Source organism: Streptomonospora salina (assembly GCF_014204715.1).
Classification (GTDB): Bacteria; Actinomycetota; Actinomycetes; order Streptosporangiales; family Streptosporangiaceae; genus Streptomonospora; species Streptomonospora salina.
Genome location: NZ_JACHLY010000001.1, coordinates 518,903 through 539,310, shown reverse-complemented (window position 1 = coordinate 539,310; position 20,408 = coordinate 518,903). Strand labels below are relative to the sequence as shown.

Sequence of the window (20,408 nt, the reverse complement as noted above, 5' to 3'; positions counted from 1 at the left end):
GGGAGGACCACGATGAGCAGCGCCACCGAGGAGAGCGCCCGGCGCACACGCGCGGCCACCAAAGCACCTCCGGCGCGCAAGGCCGCGCCGCCGCGCACCGCGCCCGCGCCCGCGCGCCGCCGGGGAACGGCATCCGCGCCGCGGCCCGCAGCGCGCGCCCCGCGCATGCCCTTCGTCCTGCTGGTGCTGGGCCTGCTCGGCGGCGCGCTGATCAGCCTGCTGGCGCTGCGCACCGTGCTGGTGGCCGACTCCTTCACCATCTCCGAGCTTCAGCAGGGCAACGAGAAACTGTCCCACCAGGAGGAAGCGCTGCGCGAGGACGTCGTCCGCCTGGAATCCTCCGAGCGCATCGCCGACGAAGCCGGGGAGATGGGCATGGAGCCCGGCGAGGCCCCGCTGTTCCTCGATCTGGACGAGCGGCGCGTCACCGGCGACGGCGGCGGATCCCCCTCCGGCCTGCCCGGCACCGGCCCCCAGCCCGACGCGGGGTCGCGATGAGGGCGCGCCGCAGCCGGCCCGCGCGCCGCCGCCCGGCGGAAGCGGGCCGCGGAGGGCGCAGATGAGTGCGTCCCGCGACGGCCGCTCCCGCGACCCGCGCCGCCCCGGAACCTCCTCGCGCTCCGGCCGCGGACCCGCTCCGCGCGACCGCCAGGCCCGGCCGCGCGGCGGCGAGGGCCGCCGCCCGACCCGCGAGACCCCGCCGCCCCGGCGTCCGCGCTCGGGCCCGCCGCCCCGGCGCCCGGGCTCCGGCGGGGGAGGACGCGCCGGCGGCGGGAGAGGACGGCCGAACCCGCCGCGCCGCCCCGTCAAACGGGGGAACCCCCGGCGCCGGATCCACGCCGCCGGCATCCTCATGGGCGTGATCCTGCTGGTCTTCGCGGGCCGCCTGGTCCAGATCCAGGTCATCGACGCCCCCGAGTACGCAGCCAAGGCCGAGAACCTGCGCCTGGAAACCGTCGACATCCCCACCACGCGCGGCGACATCACCGACGCCTCCGGCGACCCCCTCGCCCTCTCCGTCGAGGCGCGCACCGTCTTCGTCGACCCCGTGGCCGTACGCGACGACGAACGCGAGCGCGTCATCGACGAGCTCACCGCGCGCTTCGATCTGGACCGCGCCGGGGTCGCACGCAAGGTCGACGCCGAACCCGGCCGTTACGAGGTCGTCGCCGAGAAGGTCGCTCCCGACGACTGGGAAGCCCTGGAGGAGCTCGGACTCAGCGGCGTCGGCGCGCTGGACGACTACAAGCGCGTCTACCCCGACGAGACCGGTGCCGCCGACCTCGTCGGCTTCACCGGGACCGACGGCCACGGCCTCGAAGGGCTCGAAGGCGTCATGGACGGAACCCTGGCCGGCGAGCCCGGCAAGCAGCAGGTCGAAATGGGCGCTCCGGGCGTGCAGATCCCCATGGCCGAGGGCCTGGCCCAAGAGCCGGTGCCCGGCAAGGACGTCCGCCTGACCCTGGACCGCGACATCCAGTGGCACGCCGGCCAGGCGCTGGCCGAGCGCGCCGAGGAGCTCGACGCCGCCGGCGGCAGCGCGATCGTCATGCGCCCCGACGGCGAGGTACTGGCCATGGCCGACTACCCCACCTACGACCAGTCCGACTACGGCGACTATTCCGCCGAGGACCGCGCCAACGGCGCTGTGGCCGACGCGTTCGAGCCCGGAAGCACCAACAAGGTCATCACCCTGGCCGGTGCCTTGGAGGACGGCCTGACCACGCCCGAGCGCGTCTATACGGTCCCCTATTCGGTGCAGATCCACGACCGCAGGTTCAAGGACGACCACTTCCACGAGACCCAGAAGCTGACCCTGAACGGCATCCTCGCCCAGTCCAGCAACGTCGGCACCATCAAGGTCGGCCAGCAGCTGGGCGCCGACCGGCTCCACGGCTACCTGCGCGAGTTCGGTTTCGGCGCGCCCACCGGGCTCGACCTGCCGGGCGAGAACGCCGGCATCCTCGCCGCCCCCGACGAGTGGTGGGGCACCCAGCTGCCCTCCATCTCCTTCGGGCAGGGGCTCTCGGTCAACGCCGCCCAGATGGCCAGCGTCTACGCCACCGTCGCCAACGGCGGCGTCCGGGTCGAGCCCACCCTCCTCGCCGGGACCGTCGGGGAGGACGGCGGGTTCCAGGCGTCGGAGGAGCCCTCGCGCGAGCGGGTCGTCAGCGCCGACACCGCCGCGGAGCTCACCCGGATGCTGGAGGCCGTCACCGGCGAGCACGGCACCGCCGAGTCGGCCCGGATCCCCAACTACCGCGTCGCCGGCAAGACCGGCACGGCCAACCGGGTCGACCCCGAGACCGGCACCTACACCGACGGACACACCGCGATGTTCGTCGGTTTCGCGCCCGCCGACGACCCCGAGCTGGTGGTGCAGGTGGTGCTGCACGACCCCCAGGACGAGTACTACGGAGGAGAGGCCGCCGCACCCGTGTTCACCGACATCATGTCGTTCGCGCTGAAGTCGGAGAAGGTCCCGCCCACAGGGACCGAGCCGCCCAACATCCGCCTCTTCGGCGACGGATGAACCCCGTCCCGATGCGGCGTCGTGCCTCGCGACCGGCGCGGATTTACCCGTCGGCGCTCAGAGCCGATAACCTCGCGGCGTGCCACCGGTAATGCGACCTGAACAGACCCAGCCCCGCCCGCTGTCCGAACTCGCCCGGATGCTGGGCCCCGACGCGTTCGTCACGTCCGTCGAGACCGCCGGCGACGGCGGTGCGCAGCCGGCGGCCGACCCCGGCGCGACCGCGATCAGCGGAATCACCCACGACTCGCGGGCCGTGCGCCCCGGCGACCTGTACGCCGCGCTGCCCGGCAGCCGCGCCCACGGCGCCGACTTCTCCGCCCAGGCCGCGGCCTCGGGCGCGGCGGCCGTCCTGACCGACCCCACGGGCTACGACCGCGCCGCCGCCACCCGGTTGCCCGTGGTCACCGTCGCCGACCCCCGGGCCGAACTCGGACGCATCGCCGCATGGGTCTACGGCAGCCCCGGCGACGATCTGCTGCTGATCGGCACCACCGGCACCAGCGGCAAGACCACGGTGACCTACCTCGTCGACTCGGGGCTGCGCGCCGCCGGATCGGCCACCGGCCTCATCGGAACCGTGGAGACGCGGGTCGGCGGCGCGCGCGTCGCCGCGTCGCTGACCACACCCGAGGCCACCGACCTGCACGGCCTCTTCGCCCGTATGCGCGACGAAGGCGTCGGCGCCGGCGCCATGGAGGTCTCCAGCCACGCCCTGGCCCTGGGCCGGGTCGCCGGCGCCCACTACGACGTCGCCGTGTTCACCAACCTCTCCCAGGACCACCTGGACTTCCACAGCGACCTGCGCGCGTACTTCGACGCCAAAGCGCAGCTGTTCACCCCCGAGCACTGCCGCATCGCGGTGGTCAACAGCGACGACCGCTTCGGCCGGGTGCTCATCGACCAGGTCCGCGCACGCGGCGACGTGCCGGTGACCACGTTCTCCGCCGACGGAGATCCCGAAGCCGATTGGCGCGCCGAGGACACCGAACTGGGCGCCCGGGGCAGCACCTTCCGCGTCGCCGGGCCGGGCGGTATGCGTGCCGACGCGTCGGTGGCGCTGCCCGGCGCCTTCAACGTCTCCAACGCCCTCGCAGCGATCGTGGGGCTGGTCGAAGCCGGCATCCCGCTGCACACCGCCATCGAAGGGGTGGCGGCATCCGGGGGCGTGCCCGGACGCATGGAGCGCGTCGACGCCGGCCAGGACTTCACCGCCGTCGTCGACTACTCGCACAAACCCGGGGCGATCGAGGCGGTGCTGACCGCGCTGCGCGGCGTCGCCGAAGGCCGGGTGACCATGGTTCTGGGGTGCGGCGGCGACCGCGACCGGGCCAAGCGCCCGCTGATGGGCGAGGCCGCAGCCCGTCTCGCCGACGCCGTGGTCGTCACCGACGACAATCCGCGCACCGAGGACCCGGTCGCGATCGTCGGCGCCATGCTCGAAGGCGTCGCCGCGGTGCCGCGGGACCGGCGCGCCCGCATCACCGTCGAACCCGACCGCGCCGAAGCCGTCGACCTCGCGGTGCGCCGCGCCGGCCCGGGAGACGTCGTGGTGGTGGCCGGCAAGGGCCACGAAACCGGCCAGTATGTCGCCGGTGAGGTCCTGCCTTTCGACGATCGCGACGTGCTGCTGTCCGCGCTGCGGCGGCGCAGCGCCCACTGAGGCAGGAGGGCGCCACCACGGACGGACGAGTCATGTATACGCGGACACACGCAGGTCACCGGACCGCGGTACCGCCCGCCGCGGTCGGCGGGGCCGGGGAGCGCGCGGCATACCGCACCACGGGAGCCGCAGCCGCAGCGCCGCGGACCCGCACGGCCGCGGGCCCGCGGCGGGCGCGGCCATTCCGGTCTGCGCACAACGCGGGCAATCAAATGTTCTAAGGTAGGTCCGGCAATCGCAGCCCGGCCCGCGGCGTATCCTCGCCGCCTCGGGGGCGGCGGAGCGCGCCATCCCCTGACAACCGCGCCGTCGCCCTGGTCGAGGCGCCCCGTGGCGCAATGGGCCGGGCCAGACATGAGGAGTGGATTTGATCGCGCTGACGCTCGATCGGATCGCTGAGATCACCCAATCCCGAATAAGCGGACCGGCACGTCCGACCGACGTCGTGTTCGGACCTGTCGTCATCGACTCCCGGCGTTGCGAACCCGGATCGCTGTTCGTCGCCCTCGGCGGCGAACAGGTCGACGGGCACGACTACGCCCGGTCCGCTGTCGCCGCGGGTGCCGCGGCGGTCCTGGGATCCCGGCCGGTCGCGGCGCCGCAGTTGCTCACCGACGGAGGCGACGAGGAGGTGATCGCAGCTCTGGGCCGCCTCGCCCGGGCCGTTACCGGCGAGCTGACCGGCGCGGACACCGTCGGGATCACCGGATCCTCCGGCAAGACCACGACCAAGGACCTGATGGCTCAGGTCCTGGACCGTCTGGGCCCCACCGTCGCGCCGTCGGGCTCCTACAACAACGAGATCGGCCATCCGCTGACCGTGCTGCGCGCCGACTCCGGCACCCGGTTCGTCGTGCTGGAGGTGGCAGCCCGCGGGATCGGCCACATCGCCCACCTGTGCGACATCGCCCCGCCGCGCATCGGCGTGGTGCTCAACGTCGGCAGCGCCCACGTCGGCGAGTTCGGCAGCCGCGAGGCCATCGCCCGCGCCAAGGGCGAACTGGTCGAGGCGCTGCCCTCGGCCGCCGACGGCGGCGTCGCGGTCCTCAACGCCGACGACGACGCCGTCATCGCCATGGCCGAGCGCACCGCCGCCCGCGTGGTCTCCTACGGCCTGGCTCCCGGCGCCCACGTGCGCGCCGAGGACGTCGGGCTCGACGCCGCCGGACGAGCCGGCTTCACCCTGCGCATCGGCGAGGACCGCGCCCCGGTCCGGCTCGCGCTGGTCGGCGCCCACCAGGTGCACAACGCCCTGGCGGTGGCCGCCGTCGCAGCCGAGGCGGGCATGGGGCTCGCGGACATCGCCGCCGCACTGGCCGAGGCCGGCCCGCGCAGCCGGTGGCGGATGGAGGTCACCGAGGCCCCCGGCGGTACCACGGTCGTCAACGACGCCTACAACGCCAACCCCGAGTCCGTCGCCGCCGCGCTGCGCACTCTGGAGGCGTTCGGCGGCCGCGACGGGCGCGTCACCCATGCGGTTCTGGGCGTCATGGCCGAGCTCGGGGAGGATTCGACCGAGGAGCACCGCCGCGCCGGAGCGCTGGCCGCCCGCAGCGGCGTGCGCACGCTTGTGGTCGTCGGCGAGGAAGCCGCGCCGATGGCCGAGGGGGCCGGCGCCGAGCCCGGTTGGGACGGGGAAGTGGTGCGGGTCCGCGACGCCGGCGAGGCGACCGCGGCCCTGCGCGGACGGTTGCGCGGGGCAGACGTCGTCATGGTGAAGGGATCGCGCGTGGCAGGGCTGGAGAAGGTCGCCGAGGAGCTGACGGAGGGCGCGCCGCCCGCCGGCGAGCCGGCCCGGGAGATGTCCGGGGAGGACGCCAAGTGACCGGCATTCTTGTCGCGGCGGGTCTGTCCCTGCTCGTCGCCCTGCTCATCATGCCCCTGGTGATCCGGATCCTGTTCCGGTTCAAGTTCGGCCAAGAGGTCCGCGACGACGGGCCCGAGGGCCACAAGACCAAGCAGGGCACGCCCACCATGGGCGGCATCGTCATCATCGTCGGCGCCATCATCGGCTACTTCGGAGCCCACCTGGCGCTGATGACGCGGCCCACCGTCTCCGGGCTGCTGGTGATGTTCCTGTTCGTGGGAATGGGCGCCGTCGGGTTCCTCGACGACTTCATCAAGATCTACAAGCGGCGCAGCCTGGGCCTGCGCAGCAGCGCCAAGATGCTGGGCCAGACCGTCGTCGGAGCCGGGTTCGCCGTCGGCGTGACCCAGTTCCCCAACGGCTACGGGTACACCCCCGCCTCGCCGCAGCTGTCGTTCCTGCGCGACTTCGGGCCGCCCCTGCTGCTGATCGTCTTCGTCGCCTGGGCGCTGTTCCTCGTCGTGGGCTTCTCCAACGCCGTCAACCTCACCGACGGCCTGGACGGCCTGGCCACCGGCGCGATGATCCTGTCGCTGGTCGCCTACGTCATCATCGGCAACTGGCAGCTGCGCCAGAGCTGCGTGGCCTACCTGGCACCCAGTTGCTATCCCGTCCGCGACCCGCTGGACCTGGCGGTGGTGGCCGCGGCCTGCCTCGGCGGGTGCATCGGCTTCCTGTGGTACAACGCCCCGCCCGCCAAGATCTTCATGGGCGACACCGGCTCGCTGGCCCTGGGCGGGCTCATCGTGGGCCTGGCCATCACCACCCGCACCCAGCTGCTGCTGCTGGTCATCGGCGGCCTGTTCGTGCTGATCACCATGTCGGTGATGGTGCAGATCAGCTCCTTCAGACTGACCGGGAAACGCATGTTCCGGATGGCGCCGATCCAGCACCACTTCGAACTCAAAGGCTGGGCCGAGACCACGATCGTCATCCGCTTCTGGATCATCCAGGGGCTGATGGTGGGCGTGGGCATCGGCCTCTTCTACTTGGAATGGATGCCCAGTTGACCCCGGCCGACGGCGGACCCGCGCCGCCCCCCGCCCCCGCGGACCCCGCGTTCGGCGCGGCCCTTCAGGACCGCCCCGTGTGCGTGGCGGGACTCGGTGTCTCCGGGCCCCCGGTGGCCCGGGTCCTGATGGCCCGCGGTGCCCGGGTGAGCGTCGTCGACGCCCGCGACGACGACGCGACCCTGGCGACCGCGCGCGACCTGCGCGCCGAAGGCGCCCACGTGCTGCTGGGCGAACACACCCTGCCCGAGGGCACCGACCTGGTGGTCACCTCGCCCGGGTGGCGTCCCGACGCGCCCCTGCTGCTCCAGGCCGCCGACGCCGGGATCGAGGTCGTCGGCGACGTGGAGCTGGCCTGGCGGCTGCGCCCCGCCGGCCAGCGGTGGCTGGCCGTCACCGGAACCAACGGCAAGACGACCACGGTGCGCATGCTGGAGGCCATGCTGCGCGCCGACGGCCGCGACGCCGTGGCTGCGGGCAACGTCGGAACACCGGTCGTCGAGGCCGCGCTGGGCGGGTCCGGATCCGCGCCAGATCTCCTCGCCGTGGAGCTCTCCAGCTTCCAGCTGCACTGGTCCTGCACCGTCGCCCCGCACGCCGCGACCGTGCTCAACGTGGCCGCCGACCACCTCGACTGGCACGGCGGCCTGGAGCCCTATGCCCGGGCCAAGGGCCGCGTCTACGCGCCCGGCACGCTGCGCGTGGCCAACGCCGACGACCCGTGGTCGGTGCACCTCGCCGAGGCCGACGGCGACCCCGACACTCCGCTGCACGGATTCACCCTGGCCGCTCCCCGCGCCGGACAGATCGGCGTGGTCGAGGACGTGCTGGTCGACCGCGCGTTCGCGGCCGATCCCCATGGCGGAGCCGAGGAGCTGGCCGGGCCGGGCGACGCGGTTCCGGCGGCGCCGCACAACGTCGCCAACGCGCTGGCCGCGGCCGCGCTGGCCCGCTCCGTGGGCGCGGCACCCGCGTCGGTGCGCGCCGGACTGGCCGCATTCGCGCCCGAGCCGCACCGCATGGCGCGGCTGGGGGCGGTGGCCGGCGTGGACTACGTCGACGACTCCAAGGCCACCAACCCGCACGCGGCCGCGGCCGCGCTCTCGGCGTTCGCGTCGGTGGTGTGGGTGGCCGGCGGACTGCTGAAGGGCGCCGAGGTCGAGGACCTGGTGCGCGAGGCGGCGCCGCGGTTGCGTGCCGCCGTGCTGATGGGCCGCGACCGCGGCGCGCTGCGCGAGGCCCTGGACCGCCACGCCCCCGGCGCCGACGTGGTCGAGATCGGCGCGACCGGGGACGACGCCATGCCCGAGGCGGTCGCGGCGGCCGCCGGACTGGCCGGGCCCGGCGACACCGTGCTGCTGGCGCCGGCGGCGGCCTCGATGGACATGTTCACCGACTACAAGGACCGCGGCCGCCGCTTCGCCGCGGCCGTGGCCGCACGCGGCTGAGTCCCCGGCCGTACCGGTGCGGCGCGTCCCGCCGGGACGGGACGCGCGGCGCCGGGGCAGCGGTACCCGGTCGCTCCCGGAAACCGTCTGCGTCACGAACAGTCCAACACGCGCGTTATGTCCGACCGTTCGCGCCGCCGAACCACCACACTTGGTCGACGCTGGAAGAACTGCGGCGGGTCGGAGGTCGCGAATGGCGGTGTCGACATCGGTGCGTTCGGCCGACCGGGCCGCGCGCAGCCGGGCGGGCGGCGGTGCGCGCTCATGGGCGCGCGAGCTCCCCGCCATCCTCAACCGACCGCTGACCTCCTACTACCTGTTGGCCGGCAGCACCGTGCTGCTGACCACGCTCGGCCTGACCATGGTGCTGTCGTCCTCCATGGTCGACTCCTACACCGAGACCGGATCGGCCTTCTCCCTGTTCCAGAAGCAGGTCCTGGCGGCCGCCTTCGGGCTGCCGCTGCTGGTGCTGGCCTCGCACCTGCCGGTCAGCGCCTTCCGGCTCATCGGCTACCCGGCGATGCTGGTGTCGGTGGCGCTGCTGGTGCTCACCGCCTTCCGCGGCGACGCCTACGGCAGCGGCGCGGTGCGCTGGCTGGAGATCGGCAGCATGACCATCCAGGCCTCCGAACCCGCCAAACTCGCGTTCGGGGTGTGGGGCGCGAGCGTTCTCGCGCGCAAGGAGGAACTCAAGCAGCTGACCGACTGGCGCCAGCTGCTGATCCCCCTGCTGCCCGGCTGCGGCGCCCTCGTCGTCCTCGTTCTCATCGGTACCGACCTGGGCACCTCGTTCGTGCTGCTGGCGATCTTCCTGTCCCTGCTCTGGGTGGTGGGCGCCCCCGCCCGGCTGCTCGCCGCGATGATCGCCATGGTCGTATCGCTGGCCTCCATCATGATCGCCGTCGAACCCTTCCGCCTGGCCCGGGTCACCTCTTTCCTCGACCCCCAGAACGATCCCACCGACTCCGGGTTCCAACTCCTGCACGGCCTCTACGCTCTGGGAACCGGCGGCGTGGTCGGCGTGGGCATCGGGGGCAGCCACGAGAAGTGGGGGGACCTGCCCCATCCCGAAAGCGACTTCATCTTCGCCATCATCGGCGAGGAGCTGGGCCTGATCGGAAGCCTCGTCGTCGTCGGCCTGTTCGGCGTTCTGGGCTACGCTGGGCTCCGCGTGGCAGCACGCGTCAGCGACCCCTTCGCACGGCTGGCCGCGGCCGCGATCACCGCCTGGATCACGATCCAGGCGATGGTCAACATCGGTACGGTCATCGGCGTAATGCCCGTCACAGGCATTCCGCTTCCCCTGGTCTCGGCCGGGGGATCCGCGCTCATCCCCACCATGGTCGCGCTGGGCATCCTGCTCGCCCTGGCCAAGTCCGAGCCCGACGCCCGGACGGCCTTGGCGGCGCGCGGTCCCAGCCGGGCGCAAAGGGCCCTAAGCTGGCTGGGCCTGGACTTGGCGGCATTGGGCGCCGGGGCCAAGCGCCCCGCTGCTGCGGGCCAGGCCACGAACCGATCGCGCCCGACTCAGGTGCAAGCGAGGAGGAATCGGCGACGATGAGGGTAGCTCTCGCCGGAGGCGGAACGGCCGGGCATATCGAGCCCGCGCTCTCCCTGGCCGATGCGCTCATGCGCATCGACCCGCAGACTCGGATCATGTGTCTGGGCACCGAACGAGGACTCGAGAACCGCCTCGTCCCGATGCGGGGATACGAGCTCGGCACCATCCCGGCCGTCCCCCTCCCGCGCCGGCTCACCCCCCGGCTGCTGTCCGTGCCCGGAAAGCTCGCCAACGCCATCAGCGCCGCCGGCAGCCACCTCGCCGAACTCGAAGCCGACGTGATCGTCGGCTTCGGCGGCTACGTCGCCACTCCCGGATACCTGGCCGCCCGCCGGCGCCGCATTCCCGCGGTCATCCACGAGGCCAACCCTCTGCCCGGCCTGGCCAACCGGCTCGGCGCCCGCCTGACCGGCCACGTCTACACCGGACACCCGCACAGCGACATCCGCAACGGCCGCTACATCGGTATCCCGCTGCGCGAACAGATCTCCAAACTCGACCGGCTCGCCCTGGGCGACAAGGCCCGTGCGCACTTCGGGCTGCGTCCCGAACTGCCCACGCTGCTGATCTTCGGCGGATCCCAGGGCGCCCGGGCCGTCAACGACGCCGCCTTCGGCGCCGCCGAGCGGTTCACCGCCGCCGGCGTGCAGGTGCTGCACGTCGTGGGTCCCAACAACGCCGACGGCCCCGAGGACCGCACCCGCGACGGCGTGCCGTACGTGGTCGTGCCCTACGTCGACCGTATGGACCTCGCCTACGCCGCCGCCGACGTCGCCATGTGCCGGTCGGGCGCGCTGACCTGCGCGGAGCTGACCGCCGTGGGCCTGCCCGGCGTGTTCGTTCCGCTGCCCATCGGCAACGGCGAGCAGCGCCTCAACGCCGAGCCCATCGTCGACGCCGGCGGGGGACTGCTCGTGGAGAACGCCGACCTGACTCCCGGCTGGATCACCGACACCCTCATCCCGCTGCTGACCGACACCGACCGCGTGGTGGCGATGTCGGAGGCCGCATCCCGGATGGGCCGCCGCGACGCCGACTCCGAGCTCGCCCGCGAGGTCCTGGCCATCGCCCGCGGCGAGCGGGGCGCCCCCGAGCCGCCGGAGGTCGACGACTCCGAACTGGAAGCCGACGAGCCCTTCGTCGACGACGGGAAGGACGCCCGGTGAGCCTGGTTCCGCCTGCCGACCCCGTGCCCGTGGACGAGCTGGGCCGGGTCCACTTCATCGGCATCGGCGGTGTCGGCATGTCCGGCATCGCGCGCATCCTGCTGCAGCTGGGCGCAGAGGTCACCGGCAGCGACGCCGCGGACGGCCCGCTGCTGCACGAGCTCACCGCCTTGGGCGCCACCACCCACGTCGGCCACGACGCCGCCTACGTCGGCGCCGCCGACACGGTCGTGGTGACCTCGGCCGTACGCGAGGACAACCCCGAGCTGGCCGAGGCCCGCGAACGCGGCCTGCGGGTGATCCCGCGCGCCGCCGCCCTGGGCGCGCTGCTGCTGGGGCGCCGCGGGACCGCCGTCGCCGGCACCCACGGCAAGACCACCACCACCTCCATGCTCACGGTGGTGCTGCAGCACGCCGGCGCCGAACCCGGCTATGTCATCGGCGGCGCGCTCGTCACCACCGGGCAGGGCTCCGACGCCGGCGCCGGCGAGGTCATCGTCGCCGAGGCCGACGAGAGCGACGGATCGTTCCTGATGCTCTCTCCCGAGATCGCCGTGGTCACCAACGTCGAGGCCGACCACCTCGACAACTACGGCGGGATCGACGAGATCCACGCCGAATTCGCGGATTTCGCCGAGCGGGTCGGCGGCACCCTCGTCGCCGGCGTCGACGACGCCGGCGCCCGGCGCGTCGCCGAGACCGCTCGCGGCCTGGGCAAGCGCGTGGTCACCTACGGCGAGGCGGCCGACGCCGACTACCGTGTCACCGAGATCGCGGCCGAAGGCTTCCGCACCTCCTTCACCATCGCCGCGCCCGGCGCGCCGCCGGTGCGCGCCGAGCTGGCCGTGCCCGGCCGGCACAACGTGCTCAACGCCGCGGCGGCCGTGGCCGTCGCCGACGTGCTGGGCTACGACCCCGAGGTCGCCGTGGCCGGGCTGGCCGGATTCACCGGCGCCGCGCGGCGTTTCGAACTCAAGGGCGAAGCCGGCGGCGTCGCGGTCTACGACAGCTACGCCCATCACCCCACCGAGATCGCCGCCGACCTGCGCGCGGCCCGCGCCGCTCTGGACACCCGCGGTGGCGCGGACGCATCGCCCGGCCGGGTCGTGGCGGTGTTCCAACCCCACCTGTACAGTCGCACCCGGATCTTCGCCGACGAGTTCGCCGAGGCGCTGTCCCCGGCCGACGAGGTCGTGGTCCTGTCGGTCTACGCCGCCCGGGAGGATCCCGAACCCGGTGTCAGCTCCGAACTGATCACCCGCGGGATCACCCACGACCGGGTCGGCTACGAACCCGACCGGGCCGAGGCGGTCGCGCGTGCGGCGAGCGTCGCCGAGCCGGGCGACATCGTGCTGACCATGGGCGCGGGCGACGTCACCGAGCTGGGGCCGCGGATCGTCGAAGCGCTGTCGGCGCTGGAGCGGGTCGGCGACTAGGCGCGCACGCGCGCGTACCGGGCGGAAGGCGGCGAGAGCAGCGTGACCGCGACCATCGGGCAGAGCGCCGCCCGCGGCGGCGGACCTGCGCAGCGCTCCGGAACCCGCCGCTCCGACCCCTGGAAGGCCGCCTTCGTGGTGCTGCTCATCGTGGCGGTGCTGACGGTGGTGGTCTGGGTGCTGCTGGGTTCGCGGCTTCTGGTGGTGCGCCAGGTCGAGGTGACCGGTACCTCCCGGCTGGAACCCGACGGTGTGGCGGCCGCCGTCGACGTCGCCACCGGCACCCCGCTGGCCCGCGTCGACACCGACGCCGCCGGCGGGCGCGCCGAGGAGCTGCGGCTGGTGGAGTCGGCCGAGGTCGGCCGCAGCTGGCCGGCGACCCTGCGGGTGGAGGTCGTCGAGCGTACCCCGGTGATGGCCATGCGCGCCGGCGACGGTTTCCGGCTGATCGACGGCGACGGCGTGCGCATCGCCGATACCGACCAGCGGCCCGACAACTACCCGCTGATCAGTGTTCCCGGCGAGCCCGAGGGCAGCTCCGCCGTCGCCGCCGCCGCCACGGTGCTCGGCCGGATCCCGGCCGCCGTCGGCGGGCGTATCGATTCCGTCGAGGCCGGCGACGGCGACGGCGACGGACTCGAACTGACGCTGGACAGCGGCTCCACCGTCGCGTGGGGCACGCCCGAGCGATCCGAGCGCAAGAGCACGGTGCTGACCGTCCTACTCAGCGAGCACCCGCCCGCAGGCGACCGGCACTACGACGTCAGCGCGCCGGGCATGGCCGTTGTCGAGTGAGGCGCCGGACGTCCGGCAGCCGCGGCGCCCGGCCCCGGAGGTGCGGCCCGCGGTCCCGGCGGCGCGGTCCTCGGGCGCGACGCGCCGGTTCGGACATCGCTCCGCCGCGCGACACGCCGTTAGGCTGAACCCGTGGTTAGTTGCCTGTAGCCAGGCAGCGGCTTACTGTCGGGAAGCAATACCGTTGGTTTACATAAGTATGGACCTGCAACGTTAGGGCGATTACGGCGGGAAGCACCCGACAGGAGGGGAACGCCCGGCTGCGAGCCCGAAGCCCTGGCTGGGAACCCGATCGGCCCCGCGCCGGTCAGCGGGGCCCAGTGGAAAGACTGTAGAACCGGACAGCCGATCGGTTCGTTCGCCGCCGCAGGACGGCAGATTCCGCTGAGGCGGAACGGCGCGATCGGCGGAGCGAGCGGAAAGGCCCCTCGTCGTGGCAGCACCGCAGAATTACCTCGCGGTCATCAAGGTCGTCGGAATCGGCGGCGGCGGCGTCAACGCCGTCAACCGGATGATCGAAGAGGGACTCAAGGGCGTCGAGTTCATCGCTATCAACACCGACGCTCAGGCGCTGCTTATGAGCGATGCCGACGTCAAGCTCGACGTCGGACGCGAACTCACCCGCGGGCTCGGCGCGGGCGCCAATCCCGACGTCGGGGGCAAGGCCGCCGAGGATCATCGCGAGGAGATCGAGGAGGTCCTCAAGGGGGCCGACATGGTCTTCGTCACCGCCGGCGAGGGCGGCGGCACCGGAACGGGCGGGGCTCCGGTGGTCGCCAACATCGCGCGCTCGCTGGGCGCGCTGACCATCGGTGTGGTCACCCGGCCGTTCGGCTTCGAGGGCAAGCGCCGCGCCACCCAGGCCGAAACCGGGATCGCGATGCTGCGCGACGAGGTCGACACCCTCATCGTGATCCCCAACGACCGGCTGCTGTCCATCTCCGACCGCCAGGTCAGCGTGCTGGACGCGTTCAAGCAGGCCGACCAGGTGCTGCTCTCGGGTGTGCAGGGCATCACCGATCTGATAACCACGCCCGGCCTGATCAACCTCGACTTCGCCGACGTCAAATCGGTGATGCAGGGCGCCGGATCGGCGCTGATGGGAATCGGCTCGGCCAGAGGCGATGATCGCGCCGTCGCGGCAGCGGAGATGGCGATATCGTCGCCGCTGCTGGAGGCCAGTATCGACGGCGCCCACGGCGTGCTGCTGTCCATCCAGGGCGGGTCCGACCTCGGGCTGTTCGAGATCAACGAGGCCGCGCAACTGGTGGCCAACTCCGCCGCGCCCGAGGCCAACATCATCTTCGGCGCGGTCATCGACGACGCGCTCGGCGACGAAGTCCGCGTGACGGTTATAGCGGCCGGGTTCGACGAACCGCACAACGAGACCGCCGCTCCGCCGGAGAAGGCGGCGGTGCCCGCGCCGCAGCCGCAGTCGGCCCGCGAGAAGCCCGCGGCTCCGGCCGCCGAGCAGCGTCCGGCGGTGCGCCCGTCCGCCGAGGAGGCCCGTCCGCAGGCAGCGGCCGAACCCGCGTCCTCGGCCCGGGGCTCCGAGCCGGTCCGCGAACCCGTGCGCGAGCAGGCTCGCGAAGCGGCCCGGGAACCGGTCCGCGAGGACCCGCCGCAGCGGAGCGAGGCCGGCGCGCCCGCGCCCGAGCGTTCGCCCCGGCACGAGCGCCCGCCCGAGCCCGAGCCGGTGCGCGCTGATCCGCCGCGGGACGAGGCCGAACGGCGCGCGCCCGAACCCGCCCCGGAACCCGCCGCGGCCGAGGACGACCAGGACGCCCGCTCCCGCGTCCGCGCCGTCGACGACGACTACGGCGAGGTGCGCGGCACCGGAACGGACGGCGCGCCTTCGCCCTCGGGCGATGTGTCCACGCCGCGGCGCCGCGTCGTCTTCGACGACCCCGACGACCTCGACGTCCCCGACTTCCTGAAGTAGAACCGCCGATCGCGGCGGTCGAGCGTACCGGCGGCGGAACGTCCCGCCGCCGGTACGCTTTTTCGCGTCCCTCGACCAGTGCAGCGGATGCGGAGGAACAGCGCACACCATGAGTGCCGTGATCGAGCTGGGGCCCGGAGCGCACGCCGGATTCACCCAGCGCTACGACGGCGGGGTCTCCGCTCCGCCGTTCGACACCCTCAACCTCGGCCACGGGGTCGACGACGACCCGGGTGCGGTAGCGGAGAACCGCCGTGTCGCCGCCGACCGGCTCGGATTCCCCGCCCGGCGCGTGGTGTGGATGGACCAGGTGCACAGCGCGCGGGTCGCGGTGGCCGACGAGCCCGGAAGCGCCGGAAGCGTCGACGCCGTCGTGACCGGCCGCGACGACCTGGTGCTGGCGGCGCTGGCCGCCGACTGCCTGTTGGTGCTGGCCGCCGACGCGCAGGCGGGGATCGTCGGCGCGGCCCACTCCGGCCGGTCGGGGACCCGCCAAGGGGTGGCGCCGGCGATGGTCGCCGAGATGGCGCGGCTGGGCGCCGATCCCGCCCGCATCAGCGCGGTGCTGGGCCCGGCCGTCTGCGGATCGTGCTACGAGGTCGGCCCCGACGTGCAGGCCGACGTCGCGCGCAGCGCCCCCGAGGCCGCTGTCCGCACCCGGGCGGGCACCGCCGGAGTGGACCTGCGTGCGGCTGTGACCGCACAGCTACGCGCGGCCGATGTCGGCCATGTCTCCTCCGACGACCGCTGCACATTGGAGAGCCCCGAACTGTTCTCGCACCGCGGCGGCGCCCCCACCGGCCGGTTCGCGGGATTCGTATGGAGGACGCCGTGACGGCCGAGCACTACGGCGCCGGGCAGGGGCGCCGCGAGCGGATCGCCGCCAACCTCGCAGCCTTGCGCAAGCGGATCGACGCCGCCTGTTCCACGGCCGGACGCGGCCCCGAGGAGGTGACGGTCGTCGCGGTGACCAAGACGTTCCCCGCCTCCGACGTCCGCATCCTCGCCGAGTCGGGAATCACCGACGTGGGTGAGAACCGCGACCAGGAAGCCGCGCCCAAGGCGGCCGAATGCGCCGACCTGGGACTGCGGTGGCATTTCGTCGGCCAGCTGCAGACCAGGAAGGCCGGTTCTGTGGCCCGCTACGCCGACGTCGTCCACTCCCTGGACCGCACCCGGCTCGTGTCGTCCCTCGGCAAACGCGCCCGCGGCGAAGGCCGCAGGGTGGGCTGCCTGGTCCAGGTCGACCTCGACCCCGAGGCCCGGCCCGGGGCGCTCGGCCCGCGCGGCGGCGCCGACCCGCGCGACGTCCCGGCCGTCGCCGACGCCGTGGCCGCCGAGGAGGGGCTGTCCCTGGACGGGGTCATGGCGGTGGCGCCTCGCGAGGGCGATCCCGCCGAAGCGTTCGCCCGGCTCGAAGCGGTCGCCGCCGGGGTCCGGGATCGTTACCCTCGGGCGAGGATCGTTTCGGCCGGGATGAGCGGGGACCTGGAAGCGGCGGTCGGACACGGTGCGACACACCTGCGGGTGGGTACGGCGTTGCTCGACGATCGCGGAACGAACGTGGGGTAATGTCCCCACATGGACTTTGGCGCCCATCTGTCGAGTTCGCCCGCACGACGGGGGCTCGATCCGGGCCCGACATGGACTGAGTCATCTGCGGTGCCGCACCACAGGGACGACGGAGGACAAGAGATGGCCGGCGCGATGCGCAAGATGGCGGTCTACCTCGGCCTCGTGGAGGACGACCGCTACGATCCCCGCTATGCGGACGAATACGACGACTTCGACGACTTCGACGAAGGAATCGAGGGCCGGCGCGATCGGGATCCCGATCACCAGAGTGCCGACCCGCGCATCGACTCGCTGACGGATGCGGATGACTACACCATGTCTCCTGCGGACAGGCGCACTCCGACGCACAACGCGCCGGCTACCGCGGATCTCGCGCGCATCACCACGCTGCATCCCCGGACCTACAACGAGGCGCGTACCATCGGAGAGTACTTCCGAGAAGGTGTGCCGGTGATCATGAACCTCACCGAGATGGTCGACAGCGACGCCAAGCGTCTGGTCGACTTCGCGGCGGGGCTGATCTTCGGACTCCATGGCAGTATCGATCGCGTGACCACCAAGGTGTTCTTGTTGTCCCCGGCTAATGTTGAGGTGACTGCTGAAGACAAAGCACGCATCGCTGAGCGAGGGTTCTTCAACCAGAGTTAGATCATCACTGACGTCCAGAGATGGGGTCCGGGAACGGCCGTGAGTATCGTCCAGTCCGTCATCATCATCCTGCTGAACCTGTTCATGCTGGTGTTGATCGGGCGGCTCGTCTTCGAACTCGTACAGGCGTTCGCGCGGTCGTGGAAGCCGACCGGGTTCGTGCTGGTGCTCGCGGAGACCGTCTACACGATCACCGACCCGCCCCTGAGGTTCCTGCGCCGGTTCATCCCGCCGATCCGCCTGGGAGGGCTGGCGCTGGATCTGAGCTTCACCGTCCTCTTCCTCATCGTGGTGATCCTCCTCCAGGTCGTAAGGGTGATCCCGTTCACCTGAAAGGCCGCAGATGTCGGAAAGATAAGCCCTGCTTTCGATATGTGGCCTTGGTCATGATCTGGATTGCCGTAAGGTCACGATCAGGTAGCGTCCCTACGGACACGGTCCAAGCGCGCCAAGGAGACGAACATGCCGCTGACACCCGCGGATGTGCGGAACAAGCAGTTCAGTACCACCCGGCTCCGGCCGGGATACGACGAGGAAGAGGTAGACGCGTTCCTCGATGAGGTCGAGACCGAGCTCGACCGCTTGATCCAGGAGAACGAGGAGCTGCGGGGCAAGCTCGCCGAGTGCCTGCGCGGCAAGGTGCCCAACGCCGGCATGCAGGACTTCCAGCAGCAGCCCCAGGAACAGCAACAGCAGCAGCTTCCCCCCGAGGCCCCGCAGCAGCAGCCCGAGCCGGCGCGCCAGGAGCAGCCTCAGCCCCAGCAGCCCCAGCAGCCCCAGCCTCAGGCGCAGCAGCCCCAGCAGCCCCAGCAACAGCAGCCGCTGGAGCAGCAGATACCGGCGATGGCGGCCAACATGGGCCTGTCCGGGTCCGAAGAGAACATGGACACCGCGGCCCGCGTGCTGGCGCTGGCTCAGCAGACCGCCGACCAGGCGATCTCCGACGCGCGCCGCGAGGCCGACGAGACCCTCGGCCGCGCCCGCCACGAGGCCGACGACATCCTCGGCAAGGCCCGCCGCCAGGCGGAGCAGATCGTCAACGAGGCCCGCGCCCGCTCCGAGAACCTCGACCGCGACGCCCAGGAGCGCCACCGCCAGGTGATGGGATCCCTGGTGCAGCAGCGCGAGGAGCTGGAGCACAAGGTCGCCGAGCTCAAGGACTTCGAGCGCGAGTACCGCAGCCGCCTCAAGGACTACTTCGAGCGCCAGTTGCGCGAGCTCGCCGAGGGCGCCAACGAGCACAACTCCGGGCAGCAGCAGAACCCCAACACGACCGGCGGCTTCCAGACCATGACGCCCACCGGCGGCAACCCGGGAATGCCTCCCGGCGGCCCGGCCAACGGCGCACCTTCGGGCGGCAACCCCTTCGCCCAGCCCGAGCCGGCCCAGCCCGGCGGCTACCACCCCGGCGAGGCCCCGCCCGAGCGCCGCTGACCCGCTGAGTCCAGGCGCGCTGACGATCGCGGCGATGGACTGTGCCGCAGCGCGGTAGCGCACAACACAACCCTTGAGTGAAAGCTCTCCTATTCCGTGTTCATCCTCAGTCTCGCCGTCCTGGTGGCGGCTCTGGCGGTCCTCGCCTTCGGCGTGGTGCTGGCGGAGACCACACTGGTCTACATCGCCCTCGTACTGGGCGGCATCGGTGCGGTGCTGCTCGTCGCCGAGGCGGTGCGATCGCGCGAGCACCTGGGGCTGGGCCCTGTGAGTGAGGCGGCGGCCGACGGCCCCGAACGGTCGCGGGTACGGACGGACGGTTTGGGGAAGGCGTCCGTCCCCGCCCAGACTCCGGGAGCATCGGCGGGAATTCCGGGAAGCGCCGCAGCGCAGGAGAGCACTGCCACCGAAGGGACCGAACCCCGGGAACCCGGGAGCATACCCGCGCAGAGCGCGGCGGCTCCCCGAACCCGGCAGCCCGCCGGACCGCACCCCCGCACCCTGCCCGGTCGGCCCGACGAGGGCGCCGCCGCCCAGGGCGCCGCCGATGACGCGGTCGCCTCCGTCGTACCCGATACGCCGGCCGGCGGCGAACCCCCGCAGGAGTGGGCAGCGCGGGATTTCGACGACACCGTGCCGGCGCCCGCCCCGGCCCCCGGCGGTTCCGGTCCGGTCCCGCCCGCCGAGGAACCGGCTGCGGCGGCCGAAGCCGAAGAGACCGCGGAGGCGGAGACGGCGGAACCCGCCCGTGCAGCCGAGACCGAGCCCCCCGACGAAACGCCGCCGGCCCGGTCGGCACCCGGAGCCGACCAGGACGTCCCCGTCGACGAAACCGGCCGGGACCGCTCCTTCAGCGCTTTCGTCACCGGCCTGAACCGCGATGCGGGCCGCGAGGACGCGGGCACCGACACCGACGGTGCCGCTGAGGAGCCGGCAGGGGCAGAACCCGACGGTCCGGAAGCGCCGTCGGAGACGGAGCCCGTCGGGGAGTGGAACACCGCCCCGGCACCGCCCGCGGCGGAGGAGTCCCCTCCGACCGAGCCGATCGACCTGCGTGCCGCCACGGCCGCCGAACCGGAGGAAACCCCGGGCACCGGTCAGGACGCCGGGGATCCGGACGAGTCCGCGGCCGAATCGGCGGACCGGCCCGACGACGCGGATCCGACGACGACCCAGACCGGGGCGCAGGCCACCGCGGACGGAGCCGACCCCGGAAACGACCGCTAGCGGCGTTCCGCCGGGCCGACCCGGTCGGGAACCCGCCGGGACATCGGCGGGAGCGCCGCGTCCCACGGGCGGGGACTCTCCCACCGCTGGGCCGACGCAGGCG

General features: G+C 72.8%; 17 protein-coding genes. All 17 read left to right on the top strand.

What is annotated here, in order from left to right:
• Positions 1-12: 12 nt before the first annotated feature.
• Positions 13-498 carry a cell division protein FtsL gene (gene ftsL, locus HNR25_RS02485; RefSeq protein WP_184633118.1) on the top strand — a complete coding sequence of 162 codons (486 nt, stop codon included), beginning with the start codon at positions 13-15 and terminating at the stop codon, positions 496-498.
• A gap of 61 nt (positions 499-559) precedes the next feature.
• The gene (locus tag HNR25_RS02480) at positions 560-2,533 is read left to right on the top strand and encodes a peptidoglycan D,D-transpeptidase FtsI family protein (protein ID WP_184633116.1); all 1,974 of its coding nucleotides are present in this window, start codon (positions 560-562) and stop codon (positions 2,531-2,533) included.
• A gap of 91 nt (positions 2,534-2,624) precedes the next feature.
• Positions 2,625-4,196: a UDP-N-acetylmuramoyl-L-alanyl-D-glutamate--2,6-diaminopimelate ligase gene (locus HNR25_RS02475; RefSeq protein WP_184633113.1), complete on the top strand. Its 1,572-nt coding sequence runs from the start codon at positions 2,625-2,627 to the stop codon at positions 4,194-4,196.
• Between the two features lie 367 nt (positions 4,197-4,563).
• The gene (locus HNR25_RS02470) at positions 4,564-6,021 is read left to right on the top strand and encodes a UDP-N-acetylmuramoyl-tripeptide--D-alanyl-D-alanine ligase (protein ID WP_184633111.1); all 1,458 of its coding nucleotides are present in this window, start codon (positions 4,564-4,566) and stop codon (positions 6,019-6,021) included.
• The gene (gene mraY, locus HNR25_RS02465; RefSeq protein WP_184633109.1) at positions 6,018-7,073 is read left to right on the top strand and encodes a phospho-N-acetylmuramoyl-pentapeptide-transferase; all 1,056 of its coding nucleotides are present in this window, start codon (positions 6,018-6,020) and stop codon (positions 7,071-7,073) included. Before HNR25_RS02470 ends, mraY begins: the two co-directional genes overlap by 4 nt.
• Positions 7,058-8,521: a UDP-N-acetylmuramoyl-L-alanine--D-glutamate ligase gene (murD, locus tag HNR25_RS02460; protein WP_184633107.1), complete on the top strand. Its 1,464-nt coding sequence runs from the start codon at positions 7,058-7,060 to the stop codon at positions 8,519-8,521. Before mraY ends, murD begins: the two co-directional genes overlap by 16 nt.
• A gap of 193 nt (positions 8,522-8,714) precedes the next feature.
• Positions 8,715-10,082: a putative lipid II flippase FtsW gene (gene ftsW, locus HNR25_RS02455; protein WP_184633105.1), complete on the top strand. Its 1,368-nt coding sequence runs from the start codon at positions 8,715-8,717 to the stop codon at positions 10,080-10,082.
• On the top strand, positions 10,079-11,248 hold the full coding sequence (gene murG, locus HNR25_RS02450; protein WP_184633103.1) for an undecaprenyldiphospho-muramoylpentapeptide beta-N-acetylglucosaminyltransferase: 1,170 nt from the start codon (positions 10,079-10,081) through the stop codon (positions 11,246-11,248). Before ftsW ends, murG begins: the two co-directional genes overlap by 4 nt.
• The gene (gene murC, locus HNR25_RS02445; protein ID WP_184633101.1) at positions 11,245-12,684 is read left to right on the top strand and encodes a UDP-N-acetylmuramate--L-alanine ligase; all 1,440 of its coding nucleotides are present in this window, start codon (positions 11,245-11,247) and stop codon (positions 12,682-12,684) included. Before murG ends, murC begins: the two co-directional genes overlap by 4 nt.
• A 42-nt stretch (positions 12,685-12,726) precedes the next feature.
• Positions 12,727-13,479 carry a cell division protein FtsQ/DivIB gene (locus HNR25_RS02440; RefSeq protein ID WP_312862307.1) on the top strand — a complete coding sequence of 251 codons (753 nt, stop codon included), beginning with the start codon at positions 12,727-12,729 and terminating at the stop codon, positions 13,477-13,479.
• Positions 13,480-13,912: 433 nt separating this feature from the next.
• Positions 13,913-15,421 (top strand): cell division protein FtsZ, encoded by a 1,509-nt coding sequence (gene ftsZ, locus HNR25_RS02435; protein ID WP_184633099.1) that lies wholly within the window; start codon positions 13,913-13,915, stop codon positions 15,419-15,421.
• Between the two features lie 109 nt (positions 15,422-15,530).
• Entirely contained in the window at positions 15,531-16,256 is a 726-nt protein-coding gene (pgeF, locus tag HNR25_RS02430; protein WP_184633097.1) for a peptidoglycan editing factor PgeF, read from the top strand.
• Positions 16,253-16,993, top strand: coding sequence for a YggS family pyridoxal phosphate-dependent enzyme (locus HNR25_RS02425; RefSeq protein WP_312862306.1), 741 nt, complete (start codon positions 16,253-16,255; stop codon positions 16,991-16,993). The genes pgeF and HNR25_RS02425 overlap by 4 nt, the downstream gene beginning before the upstream one ends.
• Before the next feature lie 123 nt (positions 16,994-17,116).
• Positions 17,117-17,644: a cell division protein SepF gene (locus tag HNR25_RS02420; RefSeq protein WP_184633093.1), complete on the top strand. Its 528-nt coding sequence runs from the start codon at positions 17,117-17,119 to the stop codon at positions 17,642-17,644.
• 39 nt (positions 17,645-17,683) lie between these two features.
• Positions 17,684-17,977: a YggT family protein gene (locus HNR25_RS02415; protein ID WP_184633091.1), complete on the top strand. Its 294-nt coding sequence runs from the start codon at positions 17,684-17,686 to the stop codon at positions 17,975-17,977.
• A 129-nt stretch (positions 17,978-18,106) separates the two neighbouring features.
• Entirely contained in the window at positions 18,107-19,078 is a 972-nt protein-coding gene (locus tag HNR25_RS02410) for a DivIVA domain-containing protein (protein ID WP_184633089.1), read from the top strand.
• Positions 19,079-19,174: 96 nt separating this feature from the next.
• Positions 19,175-20,305 carry a hypothetical protein gene (locus tag HNR25_RS02405; RefSeq protein WP_184633087.1) on the top strand — a complete coding sequence of 377 codons (1,131 nt, stop codon included), beginning with the start codon at positions 19,175-19,177 and terminating at the stop codon, positions 20,303-20,305.
• The last annotated feature ends 103 nt before the right edge of the window (positions 20,306-20,408 follow it).